General features: G+C 62.7%; 15 protein-coding genes and 3 pseudogenes. 3 read left to right on the top strand and 15 right to left on the bottom strand.

Annotated elements, in window-relative coordinates:
* The first annotated feature begins 137 nt into the window (after positions 1-137).
* The gene (locus tag NVV79_RS10025; protein WP_303988664.1) at positions 138-1,493 is read left to right on the top strand and encodes a pyridoxal phosphate-dependent aminotransferase family protein; all 1,356 of its coding nucleotides are present in this window, start codon (positions 138-140) and stop codon (positions 1,491-1,493) included.
* An 11-nt stretch (positions 1,494-1,504) separates the two neighbouring features.
* A pseudogene (locus tag NVV79_RS22625) lies at positions 1,505-1,726 on the top strand (response regulator); the annotation flags it as partial.
* Between the two features lie 166 nt (positions 1,727-1,892).
* On the opposite strand, the gene NVV79_RS10035 reads toward NVV79_RS22625, so the two are convergent.
* The 5 genes from NVV79_RS10035 to NVV79_RS10055 form a co-directional block, all read right to left on the bottom strand.
* Positions 1,893-2,288 (bottom strand): response regulator, encoded by a 396-nt coding sequence (locus tag NVV79_RS10035; RefSeq protein ID WP_303988670.1) that lies wholly within the window; start codon positions 2,286-2,288, stop codon positions 1,893-1,895.
* Positions 2,289-2,299: 11 nt separating this feature from the next.
* Entirely contained in the window at positions 2,300-4,189 is a 1,890-nt protein-coding gene (locus NVV79_RS10040; RefSeq protein ID WP_303988672.1) for an ATP-binding protein, read from the bottom strand.
* Between the two features lie 92 nt (positions 4,190-4,281).
* Positions 4,282-5,493 carry a mannonate dehydratase gene (gene uxuA / locus NVV79_RS10045; protein ID WP_303990350.1) on the bottom strand — a complete coding sequence of 404 codons (1,212 nt, stop codon included), beginning with the start codon at positions 5,491-5,493 and terminating at the stop codon, positions 4,282-4,284.
* 64 nt (positions 5,494-5,557) lie between these two features.
* Entirely contained in the window at positions 5,558-5,905 is a 348-nt protein-coding gene (locus tag NVV79_RS10050; protein WP_303988674.1) for a DUF4326 domain-containing protein, read from the bottom strand.
* The gene (locus NVV79_RS10055) at positions 5,902-6,519 is read right to left on the bottom strand and encodes a trimeric intracellular cation channel family protein (RefSeq protein ID WP_303988677.1); all 618 of its coding nucleotides are present in this window, start codon (positions 6,517-6,519) and stop codon (positions 5,902-5,904) included. The genes NVV79_RS10050 and NVV79_RS10055 overlap by 4 nt, the downstream gene beginning before the upstream one ends.
* 79 nt (positions 6,520-6,598) lie before the next feature.
* Here NVV79_RS10055 and NVV79_RS10060 point away from each other — a divergent pair.
* Positions 6,599-7,218, top strand: a pseudogene (locus NVV79_RS10060) (hypothetical protein).
* On the opposite strand, the gene NVV79_RS10065 reads toward NVV79_RS10060, so the two are convergent.
* The 10 genes and pseudogenes from NVV79_RS10065 to NVV79_RS10110 all read right to left on the bottom strand — a co-directional run bounded on the left by NVV79_RS10065 (position 7,215) and on the right by NVV79_RS10110 (position 15,731).
* The gene (locus NVV79_RS10065; protein ID WP_303988680.1) at positions 7,215-7,550 is read right to left on the bottom strand and encodes a cupin domain-containing protein; all 336 of its coding nucleotides are present in this window, start codon (positions 7,548-7,550) and stop codon (positions 7,215-7,217) included. The pseudogene NVV79_RS10060 and the gene NVV79_RS10065 overlap by 4 nt on opposite strands.
* Positions 7,551-7,554: 4 nt before the next feature.
* Positions 7,555-8,319, bottom strand: a complete 765-nt coding sequence (kduD, locus tag NVV79_RS10070; RefSeq protein ID WP_303988683.1) for a 2-dehydro-3-deoxy-D-gluconate 5-dehydrogenase KduD — start codon at positions 8,317-8,319, stop codon at positions 7,555-7,557.
* Positions 8,316-9,145, bottom strand: a pseudogene (gene kduI, locus NVV79_RS10075) (5-dehydro-4-deoxy-D-glucuronate isomerase). The gene kduD and the pseudogene kduI overlap by 4 nt, the downstream one beginning before the upstream one ends.
* Before the next feature lie 16 nt (positions 9,146-9,161).
* Positions 9,162-9,908, bottom strand: a complete 747-nt coding sequence (locus tag NVV79_RS10080; RefSeq protein ID WP_303988686.1) for a FadR/GntR family transcriptional regulator — start codon at positions 9,906-9,908, stop codon at positions 9,162-9,164.
* Between the two features lie 2 nt (positions 9,909-9,910).
* The gene (locus tag NVV79_RS10085; RefSeq protein WP_303988688.1) at positions 9,911-11,194 is read right to left on the bottom strand and encodes a TRAP transporter large permease; all 1,284 of its coding nucleotides are present in this window, start codon (positions 11,192-11,194) and stop codon (positions 9,911-9,913) included.
* Positions 11,195-11,199: 5 nt separating this feature from the next.
* Entirely contained in the window at positions 11,200-11,727 is a 528-nt protein-coding gene (locus tag NVV79_RS10090) for a TRAP transporter small permease (protein ID WP_303988691.1), read from the bottom strand.
* A 60-nt stretch (positions 11,728-11,787) separates the two neighbouring features.
* Positions 11,788-12,765 carry a TRAP transporter substrate-binding protein gene (locus tag NVV79_RS10095; protein ID WP_303988693.1) on the bottom strand — a complete coding sequence of 326 codons (978 nt, stop codon included), beginning with the start codon at positions 12,763-12,765 and terminating at the stop codon, positions 11,788-11,790.
* A gap of 333 nt (positions 12,766-13,098) precedes the next feature.
* A complete protein-coding gene (gene lpdA, locus NVV79_RS10100; RefSeq protein ID WP_303988696.1) occupies positions 13,099-14,508 on the bottom strand; it encodes a dihydrolipoyl dehydrogenase in 1,410 nt (469 codons plus the stop codon).
* A gap of 208 nt (positions 14,509-14,716) precedes the next feature.
* Positions 14,717-15,205 (bottom strand): hypothetical protein, encoded by a 489-nt coding sequence (locus tag NVV79_RS10105; protein ID WP_303988699.1) that lies wholly within the window; start codon positions 15,203-15,205, stop codon positions 14,717-14,719.
* Positions 15,206-15,284: 79 nt separating this feature from the next.
* Complete coding sequence (locus NVV79_RS10110) at positions 15,285-15,731, bottom strand: hypothetical protein (protein ID WP_303988702.1); 447 nt, start codon at positions 15,729-15,731, stop codon at positions 15,285-15,287.
* Positions 15,732-15,812: the final 81 nt, after the last annotated feature.

Genomic DNA, 15,812 nt, shown 5'->3' on the forward strand with positions numbered 1-15,812 from the left:
GCCGGATACGGCTCGTGAGGTGCGGGCATATGAAGCAGTGAGTTACTCAAAATAAACCGCGAGGCTTAAGTCGTTTTTCAAGCGGCATCAGTAATTCTGCCGATCAAGTGGCGGAAAGCCTCATTTGGAGAGCGTCTATGACTATCAAGACCAATTCGGTCCCCGAAGCCGCCCTGACCGGCAGCCTGCGCGACTTCCGCAGCCCCGAAGGTCCGGACCTGATCGCCCGAACCGATGGCTTCTACGATTGGCAGAACCTGCGGCGCGAACATGAGCTCTGGCCCTATGCCCGTTCGACCTCGACCGCTCCCCAGGCGCGCTGCGAAGCCCGCAGCGACACAGGCGAAGTCTTTGCCGGTATCAATTTCGCCAGCCAGGATTATCTGAGCCTGTCGTCCCATCCCGCCGTCAAGGCCGCCGCCATCGCAGCGATCAATGAATATGGCGTCCATAGCGCCGGCTCTGCCGCGCTGCTCGGCAACACCGCCAATTCGCTGCTGCTCGAACAAGGCCTCTCCGAATTCCTCGGGGGCCGCGAAATCGTGCTCTACCCCACCGGCTGGGCCGCCGGCTATGGCTCGGTTCAGGGCTTCGTGCGCGGCAACGACCATGTCGTTATGGATATCCTGGCCCATTCCTGCCTGCAGGAAGGCGCCAAGGCGGCCACGCAGAACATCCACTATCACGGCCATCTCAATCTCGAAGCCCTGGCCCGCAAGTTGCAGCGCATCCGCGCCAACGACCAGGAAAACGGCATCATGGTCGTGACAGAGAGCCTATTCTCCATGCATTCCGACACGCCGGACCTGCTGGCCATGCGCGCCCTCTGCAACGAGTACGGCGCCACGCTTCTGGTCGATTGCGCCCATGACCTGGGCTCCATCGGTGAGGACGGCCTCGGCCATCTCGGCCTGCAGAATGCGCTCGACGCCGCCGATATCATCATCGGCAGCTTCTCCAAAACCTTCGGCTCCAATGGCGGCTTTATCGCCGTCAAAAGCCGGGCCACGGCCGAATATCTCAAATATTACAGCGCCACCCACACCTTCTCGAACGCCCTTTCGCCGGTGCAGGCAGCCTCGGTGCTCTGCGCGCTGGATATCGTGCGCTCCGAGGAAGGCCGCCTCCTGCGCCGCAAGCTGATGGACAACATCCTCTACCTGCGCGCGGAGATGACCCGCGCCGGCCTCGAAACCCTGGGCGATCCCTCGCCCATCGTGCCGGTACGCCTCGGCCTCGAAGGGGTTGGGCGCTTTGCCAGCCGGCATCTGATGGCCATGGGCGGCATCGCCAACCTGGTGGAATATCCGGCTGTGCCCCAGGGCGGCGCCCGCTTCCGCTTCCAGGTCATGGCGTCGCATACGCGCGACGATATCGACCAGGTCGTGGCTATCCTGGCCAGCGCCATGCGCGAGGCCGATCTCGAATATCGCCTCGGCCATGAAGGCCGGCAGGATACGGGCCCCGCCCACATGGCCACTGCCGTGGCCTGACGGAGATTGGAATGGCCCCTAAGCTCCTAGCCGTCGATGACGACGCTCCGTCAGCCGAACTGATCGTTCGGGTAGCGGAGCGTTGCGGCTATGACGCCTTTGCCACTTCCGACCCGCGCGGGGTAATCAACCTCGTCGCGGCCCTGCGCCCCGATGTGATGGCGGTGGACATTTCCATGCCGCATGTCGATGCCATCGATCTCTTCCACATGCTCGCCGAGGCGCACTATCCCGGTGACCTCATCATCGTCAGTGGCCAGGACGAGCAGACCCTGAGCATGGTGCAGCGCGCCGCCGAACTCATGGGGCTCAATCGCCCCCATATACATCAAAAAGCCGCTCGACTTCGCTCACCTGCGCGAAACGCTTACCATACGGCTGGCCAGGGCGGGCTGAGCCTTAGCCGAAATTCATTGCCGCTTCCGGTGTCTTGGGCCCCAGCACGGCCTGCATCTTGCCCAAGAGGCGCGGCAGGTCCACCGGTTTGGTGTCGAAGTCGATGCAGCCGGCCGCCAGCGCGTTGGCGCGGTCGCTTTCGAAGGCGCTGGCCGTCAGGGCGATGATCGGCAAGGCCGCCGTCTCGGGGTCGGCGCGGATGCGACGCGTGGCCTCGCAACCATCCATTTCGCCTAAGCCGATATCCATCAGGATTACATCGGGCATCAGCGCCTTGGCCGCAGCAATGCCGCTGGGGCCGTCTTCGGCGAAGCGAATGGAAAAGCCGCGCCGCTCCAGCCGCCGGCCGAGCACATCGCGATTGATCGGATTGTCTTCGACGATGAGAACCAGCGCCATATCGATATTCCTTATGCGTTGGCAGCCTTGGCGCGCGGCTGGCCGCGCACGGATTTGAGTCCGGCCAGTGCCGCCTTGACCTTGCTGGCGTCGAACGGCTTCATCACGATGCCGTCCGCTCCCGCGGCCAGCGCCTTGGCGCGTTCGCTGAGGATCGAGATCATGAAGACCGGGATATCGGCGGTGACGGGATCGGCCTTGAGCGCAGCGAGCACGTCCCAGCCATCGAAGCCCGGCATGAGAATATCGAGGAAGATTGCAGCCGGCTTGACCGTGCGGGCAATCTGCAGGGCCGATTGCGGCGCATCGGTACAGATCGGGGTATAGTCTTCCTTCATGAACAGCCGCTCGGCCAGTTCGAGGAAATTGCGGTCGTCATCCACGATCAGCAGGCGCGGACGCCGTTCATGGTCCGGCATATGCCCGCTCATTGCAGCAAAGCCGGCCTTGCGTTGATCGCCTTCGACCTCGCTTTCGGCCACAAATGCCTCGTCCCGCGTTGCCGTCCGCGGCATCGGGGCAACCGGCGCCGATACGGGCCGTTCGGCGGGTGCCGGCAGGCGGATAGTGAAGCGACTGCCCTTGCCCAACTCGCTTTCAACCTCGATCCGCCCGCCCATCAGCCGGCACAGATTCTGGCTCAGCGACAGGCCCAGCCCCGTGCCGCCATAGACGGCGGCAATCCTGGAATTGGCCTGGGTGAAATTGGAGAACAGGGCATTCTGCTGCTCGCGCGAAATGCCGATGCCGGTATCGATGACGGCGATTTCCAGCCACTCCGCATTCCGCCAGGCAGCCAGGGTGATCTGCCCGTTCTGGGTGAACTTGGCGGCATTGGAGAGCAGGTTGAAAATGGCCTGCCGCAGCTTGGTCGCGTCGGCCCGCATCATGCCCAGTTCCGATCGCTTCTCGACCACGAAGCTGTTGGTGTTCTTGGCCGCCAATGGCCGCGCCGTGGCCTCGACATCGTCGATCAGCTTGTCGAGATCGACACTCTCCAGATGCAGGGCCATCTTGCCCGCCTCGATCTTGGAAATGTCAAGAATGTCGTTGACCATAGCCAGCAGGTGCTTGCCTGCAGCGCTGATCTTCTGCAGGTCCGCGATCTGCTCGCCGCGCCCGTCCAGCTCGGCATCCTCGAGCAGGATTTCCGAATAGCCCAGCACGGCATTGAGCGGTGTGCGCAGCTCGTGGCTCATCTTGGCGAGGAATTCAGATTTGGCGCCATTGGCCCGCTCAGCCTCGTCCTTGGCCTGGGTCAGCGCCTTGAGCGTATATTGGTGGCGATCGATTTCCTTGATCAACTCGGACTGGCTGTCCACCACGCTCGAATAATAGGCGGCCATCATGAACACATAGATGTTCGAGCCCAGCGCCGACAGTACCCCCGCCACCACCATGTTCTCCACCGGAATATGGGTAGGAAAATCGCCATAGAGGTAGAAGCCATAGAGCGCGGCAATGCCCAGCGTGATCTGGCTGAACACGAAGATACGCGCCGTCCAGGTCGAGCCTAGATACATGAAGGCCAGTAGCGGCACGAGGACCAGCCACACGAGGAAGGGCGAACTGGTGCCGCCGTAATTATAGGTGCCCCAAAGAATGCAGAAGGTCAGATTCAGCACGGAGGCCATGGCCAGCGGCGTATAGGCGCGTGGGAACAGCTTCACCAGTGCCAGGAACGGCCAGAAGCCATAGATGGACGCCGCCAGGATCGGCACCTGCCACAGCGGCTGCGGATCGGCGAACCACAGGAAAAGCGGAATGGGCGTGGCGATGATCGGCCCGAAAACGTGGCTGACGATGAACATCTGCACCCGCTTGCGCGTATGCAGGTCGCCACTGAGATGGGCGGGGATGAACCAGTTCATCACCCCCTGCAGAAAGGTCAGGATAGCCACGGGCCGCCTCGCGCGAGAGTAAGTCCCGACTCTGGCCGCAACACTTTGAAAAGTCGTAAATTATCGTCCCGAACGTGGAGGTATCTGGGGCCTTAAAGCCCCAGCACGCCGTGTTCCAGTGCCGTCATGACGCCGCGCAGTTCGGCCAGCCCCTTCATCCGCCCGATGGTCGGATAGCCCGGCTGCGATCGCCGCCCGAGGTCGTCTAGGATGTCCTGTCCGTGATCGGGGCGCATGGGGATGATATGGTCCTTCCGGCCTGCCGCCTTGCGCTTCCTCTCCTCGCGCACGATGGCGGCGATCAGCGCCACCATATCGGTATCGCCAGCCAGATGCTCGGCCTCGTAGAACGAGCCGACAATATCGTCATTGTCGCGCTTGACGTTGCGCAGATGCAAGAAATGCACCTTGTCGCCCAGTCGCTCCATCATGCCCGGCAGGTCATTGTCCGGCCGTGCGCCGAGCGAACCCGAGCACAGTGTCATGCCATTGGCGGGGCTCTCCACCGCATCGAGAATGTATTTGTAGTCCGCCTCGGTCGACATGACGCGCGGCAGGCCGAGCAGGGCGAATGGCGGGTCGTCCGGATGGCAGCAGAGCCGCAGACCCAGGTCCTCAGCGGTCGGCACCACGGCATCGAGGAAATCCACGAAATTGGCGCGCAGCCGCTCTCGGGTGATGGCGCCATATTCGTCGAGATGGCTCTGCACATCTTCCAGCGTCATCGACTCCGTCGAGCCCGGCAAGCCCATGGTGACGTTGCGCGCCAACTGCTTGCGTGCATCATCATCCATATTGGCAAAGCGCCGCTCGGCCTCGTCGGCAATGGCGTTGGTATAGTCGGTTGTCGCGCCCTGGCGCTGCAACACATGGATATCGAAGGCAGCAAAGTCGTTGATGTCGAACCGCATGCACGAGCCGCCATTGGGCACGCTCCAGCGCAGGTCAGTGCGTGTCCAGTCCAGCACCGGCATGAAATTGTAGCAGATGACCTCGATGCCGCTATCGGCGAGGTTCTTCATCGAGATCTTGTAGTTCTCGATATGCTCGCGCCATGCGTTCTTCTGCTTCTTGATATCCTCGGAAACCGGCAGACTTTCCACCACGTCCCAGGTCAGGCCCGACGGCGTGCCATCCTTGCGCGTACCGATCTCGGCATGGCGCCTGGCGATCTCCTCGGGCGTCCACACCACGCCATTGGGCACGTGGTGCAATGCACTCACCGCGCCCACGGCACCGACCTGGGTGATATCGTCGATGCTGCACAGGTCTTTGGGTCCGAACCACCGCCAGGTCTGTCGCAAATCAAGCACTCCGTTATTCTTGTATGGTAGATGCCATGCCACATCCCCGCCTGTGGGAAAAGCCCTATTCGTTGGCCAACAGCAACAGTGTATCGACATGGCAGGGCGACCCCGCCCGGCACCAGCAGGCCAGGTTCCTGCCGCCCAGTTCCGCGCGAATTTTCTCGCGCGGCGGCGGCGCCTTGTCCCCGTCGATTTCGCCCCTGATCCAGCGTCCATGGCGCGCCACGGCCTCGGCCTGCGCCCCATCCTTGTCGAGCCCGGTTTCCGCCATCACCTCGGCAATGGTGAAGGGGTTGCCCCACGGTCCGGGCCGCGCCGCCGACTGCGCCGGCAACCCGTTCAGCGCCTGCGAAACGGCCTGCAGGTCAAAGCCGGCCCGGCGCGACAGCACGATGCGGGCAGGCTTCATTTCCGCATCTCCCGATCGTAGACGAATTTCGGCATTTCCCAGTGGAAGGCCAACGCCAGGACTCGCAGCGTGAAACCGATGACGATGGCAATGATAGCCATCAGATCGCCCGGCAGCCCGCCGATCAGCCCAGCATAATAGACCCCACCCGCCACCATGGAGACGGTGGCATAGAGCTCACCCTGGAAAATCAGCGGAATGTCATTGCACAGCACATCGCGCAGGATGCCCCCGGCCGTCCCCGTCACCATGCCGGCCACAATGACGATGATCGGGTGCACGCCGGCCTCGATGCCGATATTGCAGCCGATGACGGTGAAGACGACGAGGCCCAGCGCGTCGAGCAGCAGGAAAGGCCAGCGCAGGCGATCCACCAGGCGCGCCAGCGGAATGGTCAGCAAAGCAGCGCCGCAGACCAGCAGCAGCAAATAGGGGTTTTCGACCCAGACCAGGGGATAGTGGTCGAGCAGGATATCCCGCAACGTGCCGCCGCCCAGCGCGGTAACGCAGGCTATGAGGCAGACGCCGAACCAATCCATGTTCCGCCGGCCTGCCGCGAGTGCCGCGGTCATCGCTTCGGCGGCGATGGCTATGTAGAAGGCAATGAGCAGCATGCTCCGTCCTGACCTGTCGAAACCGGGTTGTCTTCCGTCACGTTATCGCAAGAGTTTGCCGCGTCCAGTGAGAGCCAGCATGCGCCAGCCCAAATCCGTCAAAAGCCTCGAAGATCTCGGCCGCGTCCGCCTCAGCGAGAACTTCTTCCTGCGCGACTTCCTCTATTCCGAAATCGCCGTCATTCATGGCTTCCAGAACATCCCTGACGATCCCGACCTGGCCATGTCAGCCGGCAGGGCGCTCTGCGAAACCCTGCTCGAACCGCTCCAGGCCCGCTTCGGCAAGATTTCCATCCGCTCCGCCTATCGCTCATCCGAGGTCAACCATTTCGGCAATAGCAACAAGCTCAATTGCGGCCGCAACGAAACCAATTTCGCCGGCCATATCTGGGACCGCCGCGATGCCGAAGGCCGTATGGGCGCCACCGCTTGCATCGTCGTCAACCGCTTCGTGCCCTATTACGAGCGGACCGGCGACTGGGAAGCCATGGCCTGGTGGGTGCATGATCACCTGCCCTATCACGACATGGAATTCTTCCCCAAGCTCGCCGCCTTCAACCTGCAATGGCGCGAGCAACCGGAACGCCGCATCTACAGCTTCATCCCGCCCCGGCGGGGCGGTTGACCGAGCCGGGCAAACCGAATTGGGGCGGCCGGCACGACGAGGCTTATGCCGCGATGCTGGCGGAGATCGGCTAGACGAAGTCCTGGCGCATGGGCGTGAACACATCCACCAGCCGCCCGCGCGTCAGGGCCACCACGCCATGCACCAGCCCCGATGGCACGATGAAGCTGCCACCCTGCTCGACCACCTGGGTTTGCCCGTCGATCGTCACTTCGAACCGCCCCTCGGCCACATAGCTTACCTGGATATGCGGATGACTATGCGGCGCACCGACCGCGCCCTGCTCGAAGCCGAACTCCACCTGCATCAGCTCGGGCGTATGGATCAGCACCCGGCGCGTATTGCCCGGCGCCAGTTCGGTCCAGTCGGTTTCGTTGGGCTGCGCGAACAGCTTCTGCTCACTCATCTCGTTACCTCGCGAGCCACCCGCCATCCACGGGGATGACGGCGCCATGCATGTAGTTGGAAGCCTGCGACAGCAGGAACACTGCCGCATCGCCGATATCGGACGGCGCGCCCCAGCGCCCGGCGGGAATGCGCCCGAGAATGGATGCCGACCGATCCGGATCGGCCCGCAACGCCTCGGTATTGTTGGTCTCGATATAGCCCGGCGCGATCGAATTGACGTTGATGCCCCTGGCCGCCCATTCGTTGGCCAGCAGCCGCGTGATCCCCAGCACACCGCTCTTGGACGCGGTGTAGCTGGCGACGCGAATGCCACCCTGGAAGCTCAGCATCGACGAGATATTGACGATCTTGCCGGTCCGGCCGGCAGCCATCGCCTTCCTGCCGAGCGACTGGCACAGGAAGAACATCGTCTTGAGGTTGATGTCCATCACCTGGTCCCAGTCGGCCTCGGTGAACTCAACCGCATCGACCCGCCTGATGATGCCGGCATTGTTGACCAGGCCATCGATGGGGCCGTGCTGATCCCAGGCCTGCTCGAACATCACCTGTGCCGCAGCAGTGGAGCCCAGATCGGCCCGCACAGCCAAGAATTCAGCCCCGAGACCGGCCAGTAGCGCCGCGGTCTCGTCCATATCCGAACGGCCCACGCCGATAACCCGCCCGCCGGCCCGGCCAATGCCGAGCGCGATGCCCTGCCCGATGCCGGTATTGGCGCCGGTGACCATCACGGTCTTGCCGGCAAGGCTGAATGCACTGAGATCGGTCACAGCAGCTCGTCCATGCCGATCTTTTCGGCGTCGGTATAATCGATATTGTCGCCGGCCATGGCCCAGATGAAGGTGTAGGAGCCGGTGCCCGCACCGGCATGGATTGACCAGGGCGGCGAAATCACCGCTTCCTCGTTGCGCATGATGATATGGCGCGTCTCGTCCGGCTCGCCCATCAGATGCACCACGAAGGCGTCGGGCTTGAGGTCGAAATAGAGATAGGCTTCCATGCGCCGGTCATGCACATGCGCCGGCATGGTGTTCCACACCGAGCCAGGCGCGAAGCTGGTCAGGCCTACCACGAGCTGGCAGGTCTTGACGCTGTCGGCATTGACGAACTGGAAGATCGTGCGCTCATTGGCCGTTTCCTGGCTGCCCATTTCCAGGCGCTTGGCATCGCTCTGCCGGATCAGGGTCGTGGGGTAGCTGGCATGGGCCGGCGCGCTCAGCAGGTAGAATTTCGCCCCCGCGCCCGAGAAGCGCACGTCGCTGGCGCCCATGCCCACATAGAGCATGTCGCACGGGCCTACGGCATAGTCCTTGCCATCGACCGAAATGGTGCCGGCGGCGCCGATATTGGCGGCGATCAGCTCGCGGCGGTCGAGGAAATTGGCGGTCCCCGTCGGCTTGATCGCTTCGAGCACGAGCGCCGCGCCATCGGGCACAGCCCCCCCACCGCCATGCGGTCATAATGGGTATAGGTCCAGTTGACGGCACCCGGCGCAAACAGGTCATCGATCAGGAAATGCTCGCGCAGTTCCTCCGTATTCATGGTCGCGGCGGATACGGGATCGATGGCAAAACGGATGTCGAAATCAGTGGTCATGAAATAATCCTGTAATCTACTTGCGCGGGTCCGAGGCCGGCCCGCTCTCCCGAAGGCGTTGACGATAAAGTTCCTGGCTGCGCACCAGATGGCGGCGCATCGCAGCCCGCGCCGCTTCGATATCCTGCTCGCTGATCGCCGAAATGATCGTCCAGTGCTCGGCCTGCACGGCCCGCTGATATTCGCGCGTCACGAAGGTTTCGATACGCCAGGGCGACTGGACATCGCAGGGAATGGCGCGGGTACCCAGCGCCTCGAGCACCTCGACATAGAACGGATTGCTGGTTGCCGCCGCAATGGCGTGGTGAATGTTGAAATCGGCCCGGCCGGTCGGTTCGTCCCGTTCGAGCAGGCGGTCGAATTCATGAAACGCCTCGTGGATCGCCGCATCCTGCGAATTGGTACGCCGCTGCGCCGCAAGCCCCGCGCTCTCGATTTCGATGCCCATGCGCACTTCGAGCACGTTGATCGCGTCCGAGATGCGGTTGCCGCTGTCGATGGCGCGCATGCCGGCCCGCGCCAGCACGAAGACGCCCGCTCCCTGCCGTGCCTCCACGATCCCGTCAGCGGCAAGCGCCGCGATAGCCTCGCGCACCACGGTGCGGCTGACCCCGAATATCTTGGTCATCTGACTTTCGGTCGGCAGTTTGCTGCCGGTGTCGTATTCCCCGGTGACGATGCGCTTGCGCAGCGTCTGCACCACCAGTTCGGCCAGCTTGGGCTTGCGTCCGCCGGGCGTCGCCCCGATGTCGGGCATGCTCATGGCTAGCCCCGGAACAGGGCCGGCAGCCACAGCGACAGCCCCGGAATATAGGTCACCAGACCCAGCACGATGATCCCGGCCAGATAGAATGGCCACACGCTCTTCATCGCCTCCATGACAGTGATCTTGCCCACCGCCGCGGCCACGAACTGCACCGGCCCGAGCGGCGGCGTGTTGAGCCCGATGCCGAGATTGAGGATCATGATGACGCCGAAATGCACCGGATCGACACCAAAGGCTTTCACCATGGGCAGGAAGATCGGCGTGGTGATGATGATCAGCGGCCCCATATCCATGAAGGTGCCGAGCAGCAGCAGCGCGATATTGATCATGATCAACACCAGCAGCGGATCGCTCGAGATCGCCGCCATGCCGGCGGTGAGGATGGTCGCCACCTTGAGATAGGCCATCAGCCAGCCGAACGAAGCCGCCGCGCCGATGATGAACAGCACCATGGCCGTGGTCCGCACCGCACCCAGCACGGAATGGACGAATTCGCTCCAGCTCAGCGAGCGATAGACCAGCAGCGTCACCAGCAGCGCATAGATCACTGCGATACACGAGCTTTCCGTCGCCGTGAAAATGCCCGAGCGCACGCCGCCGAAAATGATGGCGATCAGCATCAGGCCGGGAATGGACACGAGCAGGAAATAGCCGGCCCGGCGGAAGCCCGGGAATTTCTCGGTCGGATAGCCGCGCTTCACCGCCACCAGATAGGCGGTGACGCTCAGCGCCGCGGCCAGCAGCAGGCCGGGAATGATGCCCGCCGTGAACAGATCGGCAATCGAGATATTGCCGCCACCGGCGAGCGAATAGATGATCATGTTATGGCTGGGCGGCAGCAGCAGCGCGATCAGCGCCGCCATGGAGGTGACGTTGACCGCATAGTCGGCGCCATAGCCGCGCTCTTTCATCTGCGGGATCATGATGCCGCCCACGGCGGCCGCCTCGGCCACGGCCGAGCCGGAAATGCCACCGAACAGCGTCGAGGCCGCAATATTGACCTGCCCCAGCCCGCCGCGCACATGCCCGATCAGCGCCCCGGCAAAGGAGATGATCCGCGCCGCAATGCCGCCGCGCATCATCAGGTCGCCGGCGAAGATGAAGAAGGGAATGGCCAGCAGCGTGAAGGCGGACACGCCCGAATTGAGCTGCTGGAACACCACGACGGCCGGGCGGCCGAGATAGATGATGGTGGCGAAGCTGGCGATACCCAGGCAATAGGCGATCGGCGTGCCGATCACCATCAGGAGGGTGAAGACGCCGAAGAGAATCCAGTATTCCATAAGTCTCAGGCCTCGGTGATCGTGGGATCGACGGGGATATCGTCAATCGGCTCGCCCGCAGCCCGCAGCAGCAGGCGCTCCAGCGAGAACAGGCACATCAGCACGCCCGAGACCACGATGGGGAAATAGGTGAAAGCAGTGGGCAGGCCCAGCACCGGGATACGCGTCGACCAGAAACGGATGGCCAGCTCCCCGCCATAGAACACCATGCCGAAGGCGAAGGCGAAGACGCAGATGTCGCTAAGGGCACGCAGCCACGACTTGGAACCGGGCGGCAATACGTAGATCAGCACGTCGAACCCCATATGGAAGTTCTCGCGCACGCCCACCGCCGCACCCAGGAAGATGAACCAGGTCATGATCATGATCGCACCGGCCTCGGTCCAGGCCGGTGACGAATTGATCACGAACCGCATGAACACCTGGTAGGCGACGATACCAGTCATGGCCACCAGGCCCGTTCCGGCTACCCACAAGGCGGCGTTTGAAAGCTGACCCAGCACACGGCTGATCGCCAGAAGCCTGTCTCTCATGATTGTCCTCCGGCAAATAGAGAACGGACCGGCGCAGAGGCGCCGGTCCGAAAACGCAGGCTATTCGGTGGCCTGAATGCGGGCAACCAGGTCCTTGAGGGCCGGATCGGTCACATACTTGTCGTAGACCGGACCCATGGCTTCGATGAAGGGGGCCTTGTCAACTTCGTTGATCACCGCACCGAGCGCTTCCACGGCGGCCTTGGATTCGACTTCCTTGGCGGCCCACAGCTCACGCTGCTTGGCTACGGATTCCTTGGCGGCTTCGCGGAACAACACCTGGTCTTCCGGGGTCAGGCCGTCCCAGATGATCTTGGAGATCACCAGGACCTCCGGCACCATCAGGTGTTCGTCGAGCGAGTAATACTTGGCGACTTCGGCATGACCGGCCGTGTCATAGCTCGGATAGTTGTTCTCGGCGCCGTCGATGACGCCGGTCTGGATACCCGAATAGACTTCACCATAGGGCATCGGGGTGGCATTGCCGCCAAAGGCCGCAACCATGTCCACGAAGATGTCCGACTGCATGACGCGCAGCTTCATGCCTGCCATGTCGCCCGGCGTGGTGATCGGCTTTTCGCTGTTGTAGAACGAGCGGGCGCCGCCGTCGTAATAGGCCAGCGCAACCACGTCCACGGCATCGAATGCCCCCAGGATTTCTTCGCCGATCGGGCCGTCGAGCACATGGTGCATGTGGTCGGCCGAGCGGAAGATATAGGGCAGTTGAACCACGGTGGCTTCGGGCACCTGCGTGCCGAAGGCGCCGATCGAGATGCGGTTGAGATCGATCACGCCGAACTGGGTCTGCTCGATCGTGTCGGTTTCCTCGCCGAGCTGGGCGGAGTGGTACACTTCGACCGAATAGCGGCCATCGGTCTTCTCGCTCAGCAATTCGCCGAAATACTTGACCGCTTCGACGGTCGGATAGCCATCGGGATGAGTATCGGACGAGCGCAGCACGGTCTGGGCGCTGGCCGTCGAAACCATCAGGGCGGCAGCGACGAGTGCGGTCGCCGCCAGTTTAGGCAGATGAAACATGGAAATGTCCTCCCAAAGGTGACATCGGTCCGGCCTTCTCGTGCCGTCCATCGATGCCGTTGATCCGCGTCGGGACTTCCCTCCCGCCGCTCAAGCCGCTTGAGGTCTTATGGACTCCATGCAAGCTTGGTGGAGAACTGGTATGGAAGACGAAAAGGGAAGTCAACATACAATATTTCGCAACTTGTATGATGAATTTGAGCGCTGATTTGCCCCTGTGGGGATAAGTTTTCCAGCGCAACCAGGCGCATGATCGGGCTGGAATTTCCATTATAACAACGACAACGCCGCCGGGGATAAACCGGCGGCGCAATGACTTAGCTCTGCTTTCGATCAGATATGGATCGCGCCGTCCCCAAGCGACAGGGCCGCCTCGCGCACCGCTTCCGACAGCGTCGGATGGGCATGGGTGGAGCGCGCCAGATCCTCGGAGGAGCCCGAAAATTCCATCAGCACGACCAGTTCGTGGATCATCTCGCCGGCATTCTTGCCCACGATATGCGCCCCCAGCACCCGGTCGGTCTCCACATCGGCGAGTATCTTGACGAAGCCCTGCGTCGCCAGCATGGCCTTGGCGCGACCATTGGCGGTGAAAGGGAATTTGCCGATCTTGTAGTCAATGCCTTCGGCCTTGAGCTCGTCCTCGGTCTTGCCGACCGAGGCGATTTCAGGGTTGGTGTAGACCACTGCCGGAATGGCGGCATAGTTCACATGACCGGCCTGGCCATTGAGGATTTCGGCGACTGCAATGCCCTCGTCCTCGGCCTTGTGCGCCAGCATCGGGCCGGCAATCACGTCGCCAATGGCATAGATGCCGTCGACCGAGGTCTTGTACTGGCCATCGACCCGCACGCGGCCGCGCTCGTCCAGTGCCACGCCCACGATGTCGAGGCCCAGCCCTTCGGTGAAGGGCTTGCGGCCGATGGCGACCAAAGCCACATCGGCGTCGAGCATTTCCATGTCCCCGCCCTTGGCCGGCTCGACCCGGACCTTGAGCGAACCGTCGTCCTGCTTGTCGATGCCGGCGACCTTGCTGGAGAGCTTGAACTCCATGCCCTGCTTCTGCAGCATGCGCTGGAACTGACGCGCCACTTCGCTGTCCATGCCCGGCAGGATGCGGTCGAGATATTCGACCACGGTGACCTGACTGCCCAGCCGCGCCCAGACCGAGCCCAGTTCGAGCCCGATGACGCCGGCGCCGATGACCAGCAGCTTGCCCGGCACCTTGTCCAGCGTCAGCGCGCCGGTCGAGGTCACGATCTTCTTTTCATCGATCTCGATGCCCGGCAGTCCGGCCGATACCGAGCCGGTGGCGATGACGATATTCTTGGTCTCGATCTCGGTAGGCGCGCCGGTCTGCGGCGTCACCAGAACCTTGCCGGGTGACACGATGGTGCCGATGCCGCGCAAGGTGGTGATCTTGTTCTTCTTGAACAGATAATCGACGCCGCCGACATTGGCCGCGACCGTTTCGGTCTTGTGGTTCATCATCTGCGGCAGGTTCAGCGTGGGCGCAGGAATGTCGATGCCCAGTGCCTTGAAGCCATGCCCGGCCTCTTCGAACAACTCGGAAGCATGCAGCAGGGCCTTGGAGGGAATACAGCCGATATTGAGGCAGGTACCGCCCAGCGTCGCCCATTTCTCCACCACCGCAACCTTCATCCCGAGTTGCGCCGCACGGATCGCCGCGACATAGCCGCCCGGACCCGAGCCGATGATGGTGAGATCGAACGCGTCTGCCATTTAAAGCCCCGAAACCTGTTAATGTCGCTGCACTATCGCCGCTAAGGCGGCCAGCACAAGCAATGTAATGCCGGTGACCCGTTTACGCCACCGGCCGAAACGGAAAAAGCCCGTCCGTGCCGCCGCTGTCGTAAAGAAAATCCGCCCGGATGCGAAGCAGGCAAAAAGCATGAGGCCGAAACGGCCGGCGGCCTGATGCGAAACCGCCTCAGTCGCAGCCAGTCAGGGTGAAGACATCGCCGGCATCCATGTCCGGCGCGAACTCGTCCTCGCGGTACAGCGAATACCACAGGCTTGCCGCCAGACGCGGCAGGATGACCTGGTCCGGGGCCGCAGCGCCTCTCTTGTCGTCGAGCCAATCCACGGCGCCATCGTAGTTGGCATAGATGGCCGTGTGCTCGCCCTCGACGAAGGTGCAAACCTCGGTACCATCGGCCTTGCAAGGGCCGCTGATGGACCAGAGCGGCGAGCCGAAACCGCTGGGCCGGTGCACCGCGCCCTCGAGCGTCACGCCGGAATTGGGCATCTCGATGATGAAGGCCGCCGTCTGGTTAGGTGCCACGAATTTCGGCACCGGCTTGAAGCTGAGCCACCAGGCCGCCTGGTCATGCTTGTAGCGGGCATTGCTGATGGTGCAGTCACTGGCCTGTACGGTCCCGGTCAACAACAGCGCGGCCAGCATCGTCATGCGCAGCATGATCCCACCCTCTCGATTGGTGGGGTAAGCTTAGCCGGCGGCCAGCCGCGGCCAACCCGCATGTGGGGGTGGAGCCGCGCTATTGCGCGGCGATATCCTGCGCCTTGGCCAAGGCGTCGGGCAGGCTTTTGTCGATATCGAGCGCCCCGCTATCGACCTGTTCGAGAAAGGCGCGGCAGAAGCCGTCCTTGTCGCCGGCCTGGTTGTAAGCGCTCATGATTTCGGCGCCGCCATAGGTTTCGGCGGCCTTCTGCTGGCCTTCCGCGCCCCCGCCCAGCCGCTCGATCACCCGGTTGGCCAGGTCGAGAAAGCCGATATTGCGCAGGTACCAGTTGTCGCTGGCGGCCTTGTAGGCGGAATCGAGCCCGGTGGTCTCGTAGCAATGGGTGGTCATGACCGAAACGATGGCGCGCGAGCCGTGGAAGGCCATCAATTCGCCGATCAGTTCGGCATCGGCAGCATCCTGTGCGGAAGCGGGGACAAGTGTGGCGAGCCAGATGACGACGGGGAAAATCAGGGAACGCAAAAGGCGCACAACTCCGAGAAAACGCGTTAGCATCTGGACCACTGACGTTAACAGACTGTTAGCATCGAGCGTCGCCGACAT

The organism is Devosia ginsengisoli (assembly GCF_024707105.1).
Taxonomy (GTDB): Bacteria; Pseudomonadota; Alphaproteobacteria; order Rhizobiales; family Devosiaceae; genus Devosia; species Devosia ginsengisoli_A.

Coding starts and splice junctions, on each gene's coding strand:
- NVV79_RS10025 (WP_303988664.1), top strand. CDS start 138: ATGACTATCAAGACCAATTCGGTCCCCGAAGCCGCCCTGACCGGCAGC.
- NVV79_RS10035 (WP_303988670.1), bottom strand. CDS start 2,288: ATGGCGCTGGTTCTCATCGTCGAAGACAATCCGATCAATCGCGATGTG.
- NVV79_RS10050 (WP_303988674.1), bottom strand. CDS start 5,905: ATGAAGCCTGCCCGCATCGTGCTGTCGCGCCGGGCCGGCTTTGACCTG.
- NVV79_RS10055 (WP_303988677.1), bottom strand. CDS start 6,519: ATGCTGCTCATTGCCTTCTACATAGCCATCGCCGCCGAAGCGATGACC.
- NVV79_RS10065 (WP_303988680.1), bottom strand. CDS start 7,550: ATGAGTGAGCAGAAGCTGTTCGCGCAGCCCAACGAAACCGACTGGACC.
- NVV79_RS10080 (WP_303988686.1), bottom strand. CDS start 9,908: ATGAGCATGCCCGACATCGGGGCGACGCCCGGCGGACGCAAGCCCAAG.
- NVV79_RS10085 (WP_303988688.1), bottom strand. CDS start 11,194: ATGGAATACTGGATTCTCTTCGGCGTCTTCACCCTCCTGATGGTGATC.
- NVV79_RS10090 (WP_303988691.1), bottom strand. CDS start 11,727: ATGAGAGACAGGCTTCTGGCGATCAGCCGTGTGCTGGGTCAGCTTTCA.
- NVV79_RS10095 (WP_303988693.1), bottom strand. CDS start 12,765: ATGTTTCATCTGCCTAAACTGGCGGCGACCGCACTCGTCGCTGCCGCC.
- lpdA (WP_303988696.1), bottom strand. CDS start 14,508: ATGGCAGACGCGTTCGATCTCACCATCATCGGCTCGGGTCCGGGCGGC.
- NVV79_RS10105 (WP_303988699.1), bottom strand. CDS start 15,205: ATGCTGCGCATGACGATGCTGGCCGCGCTGTTGTTGACCGGGACCGTA.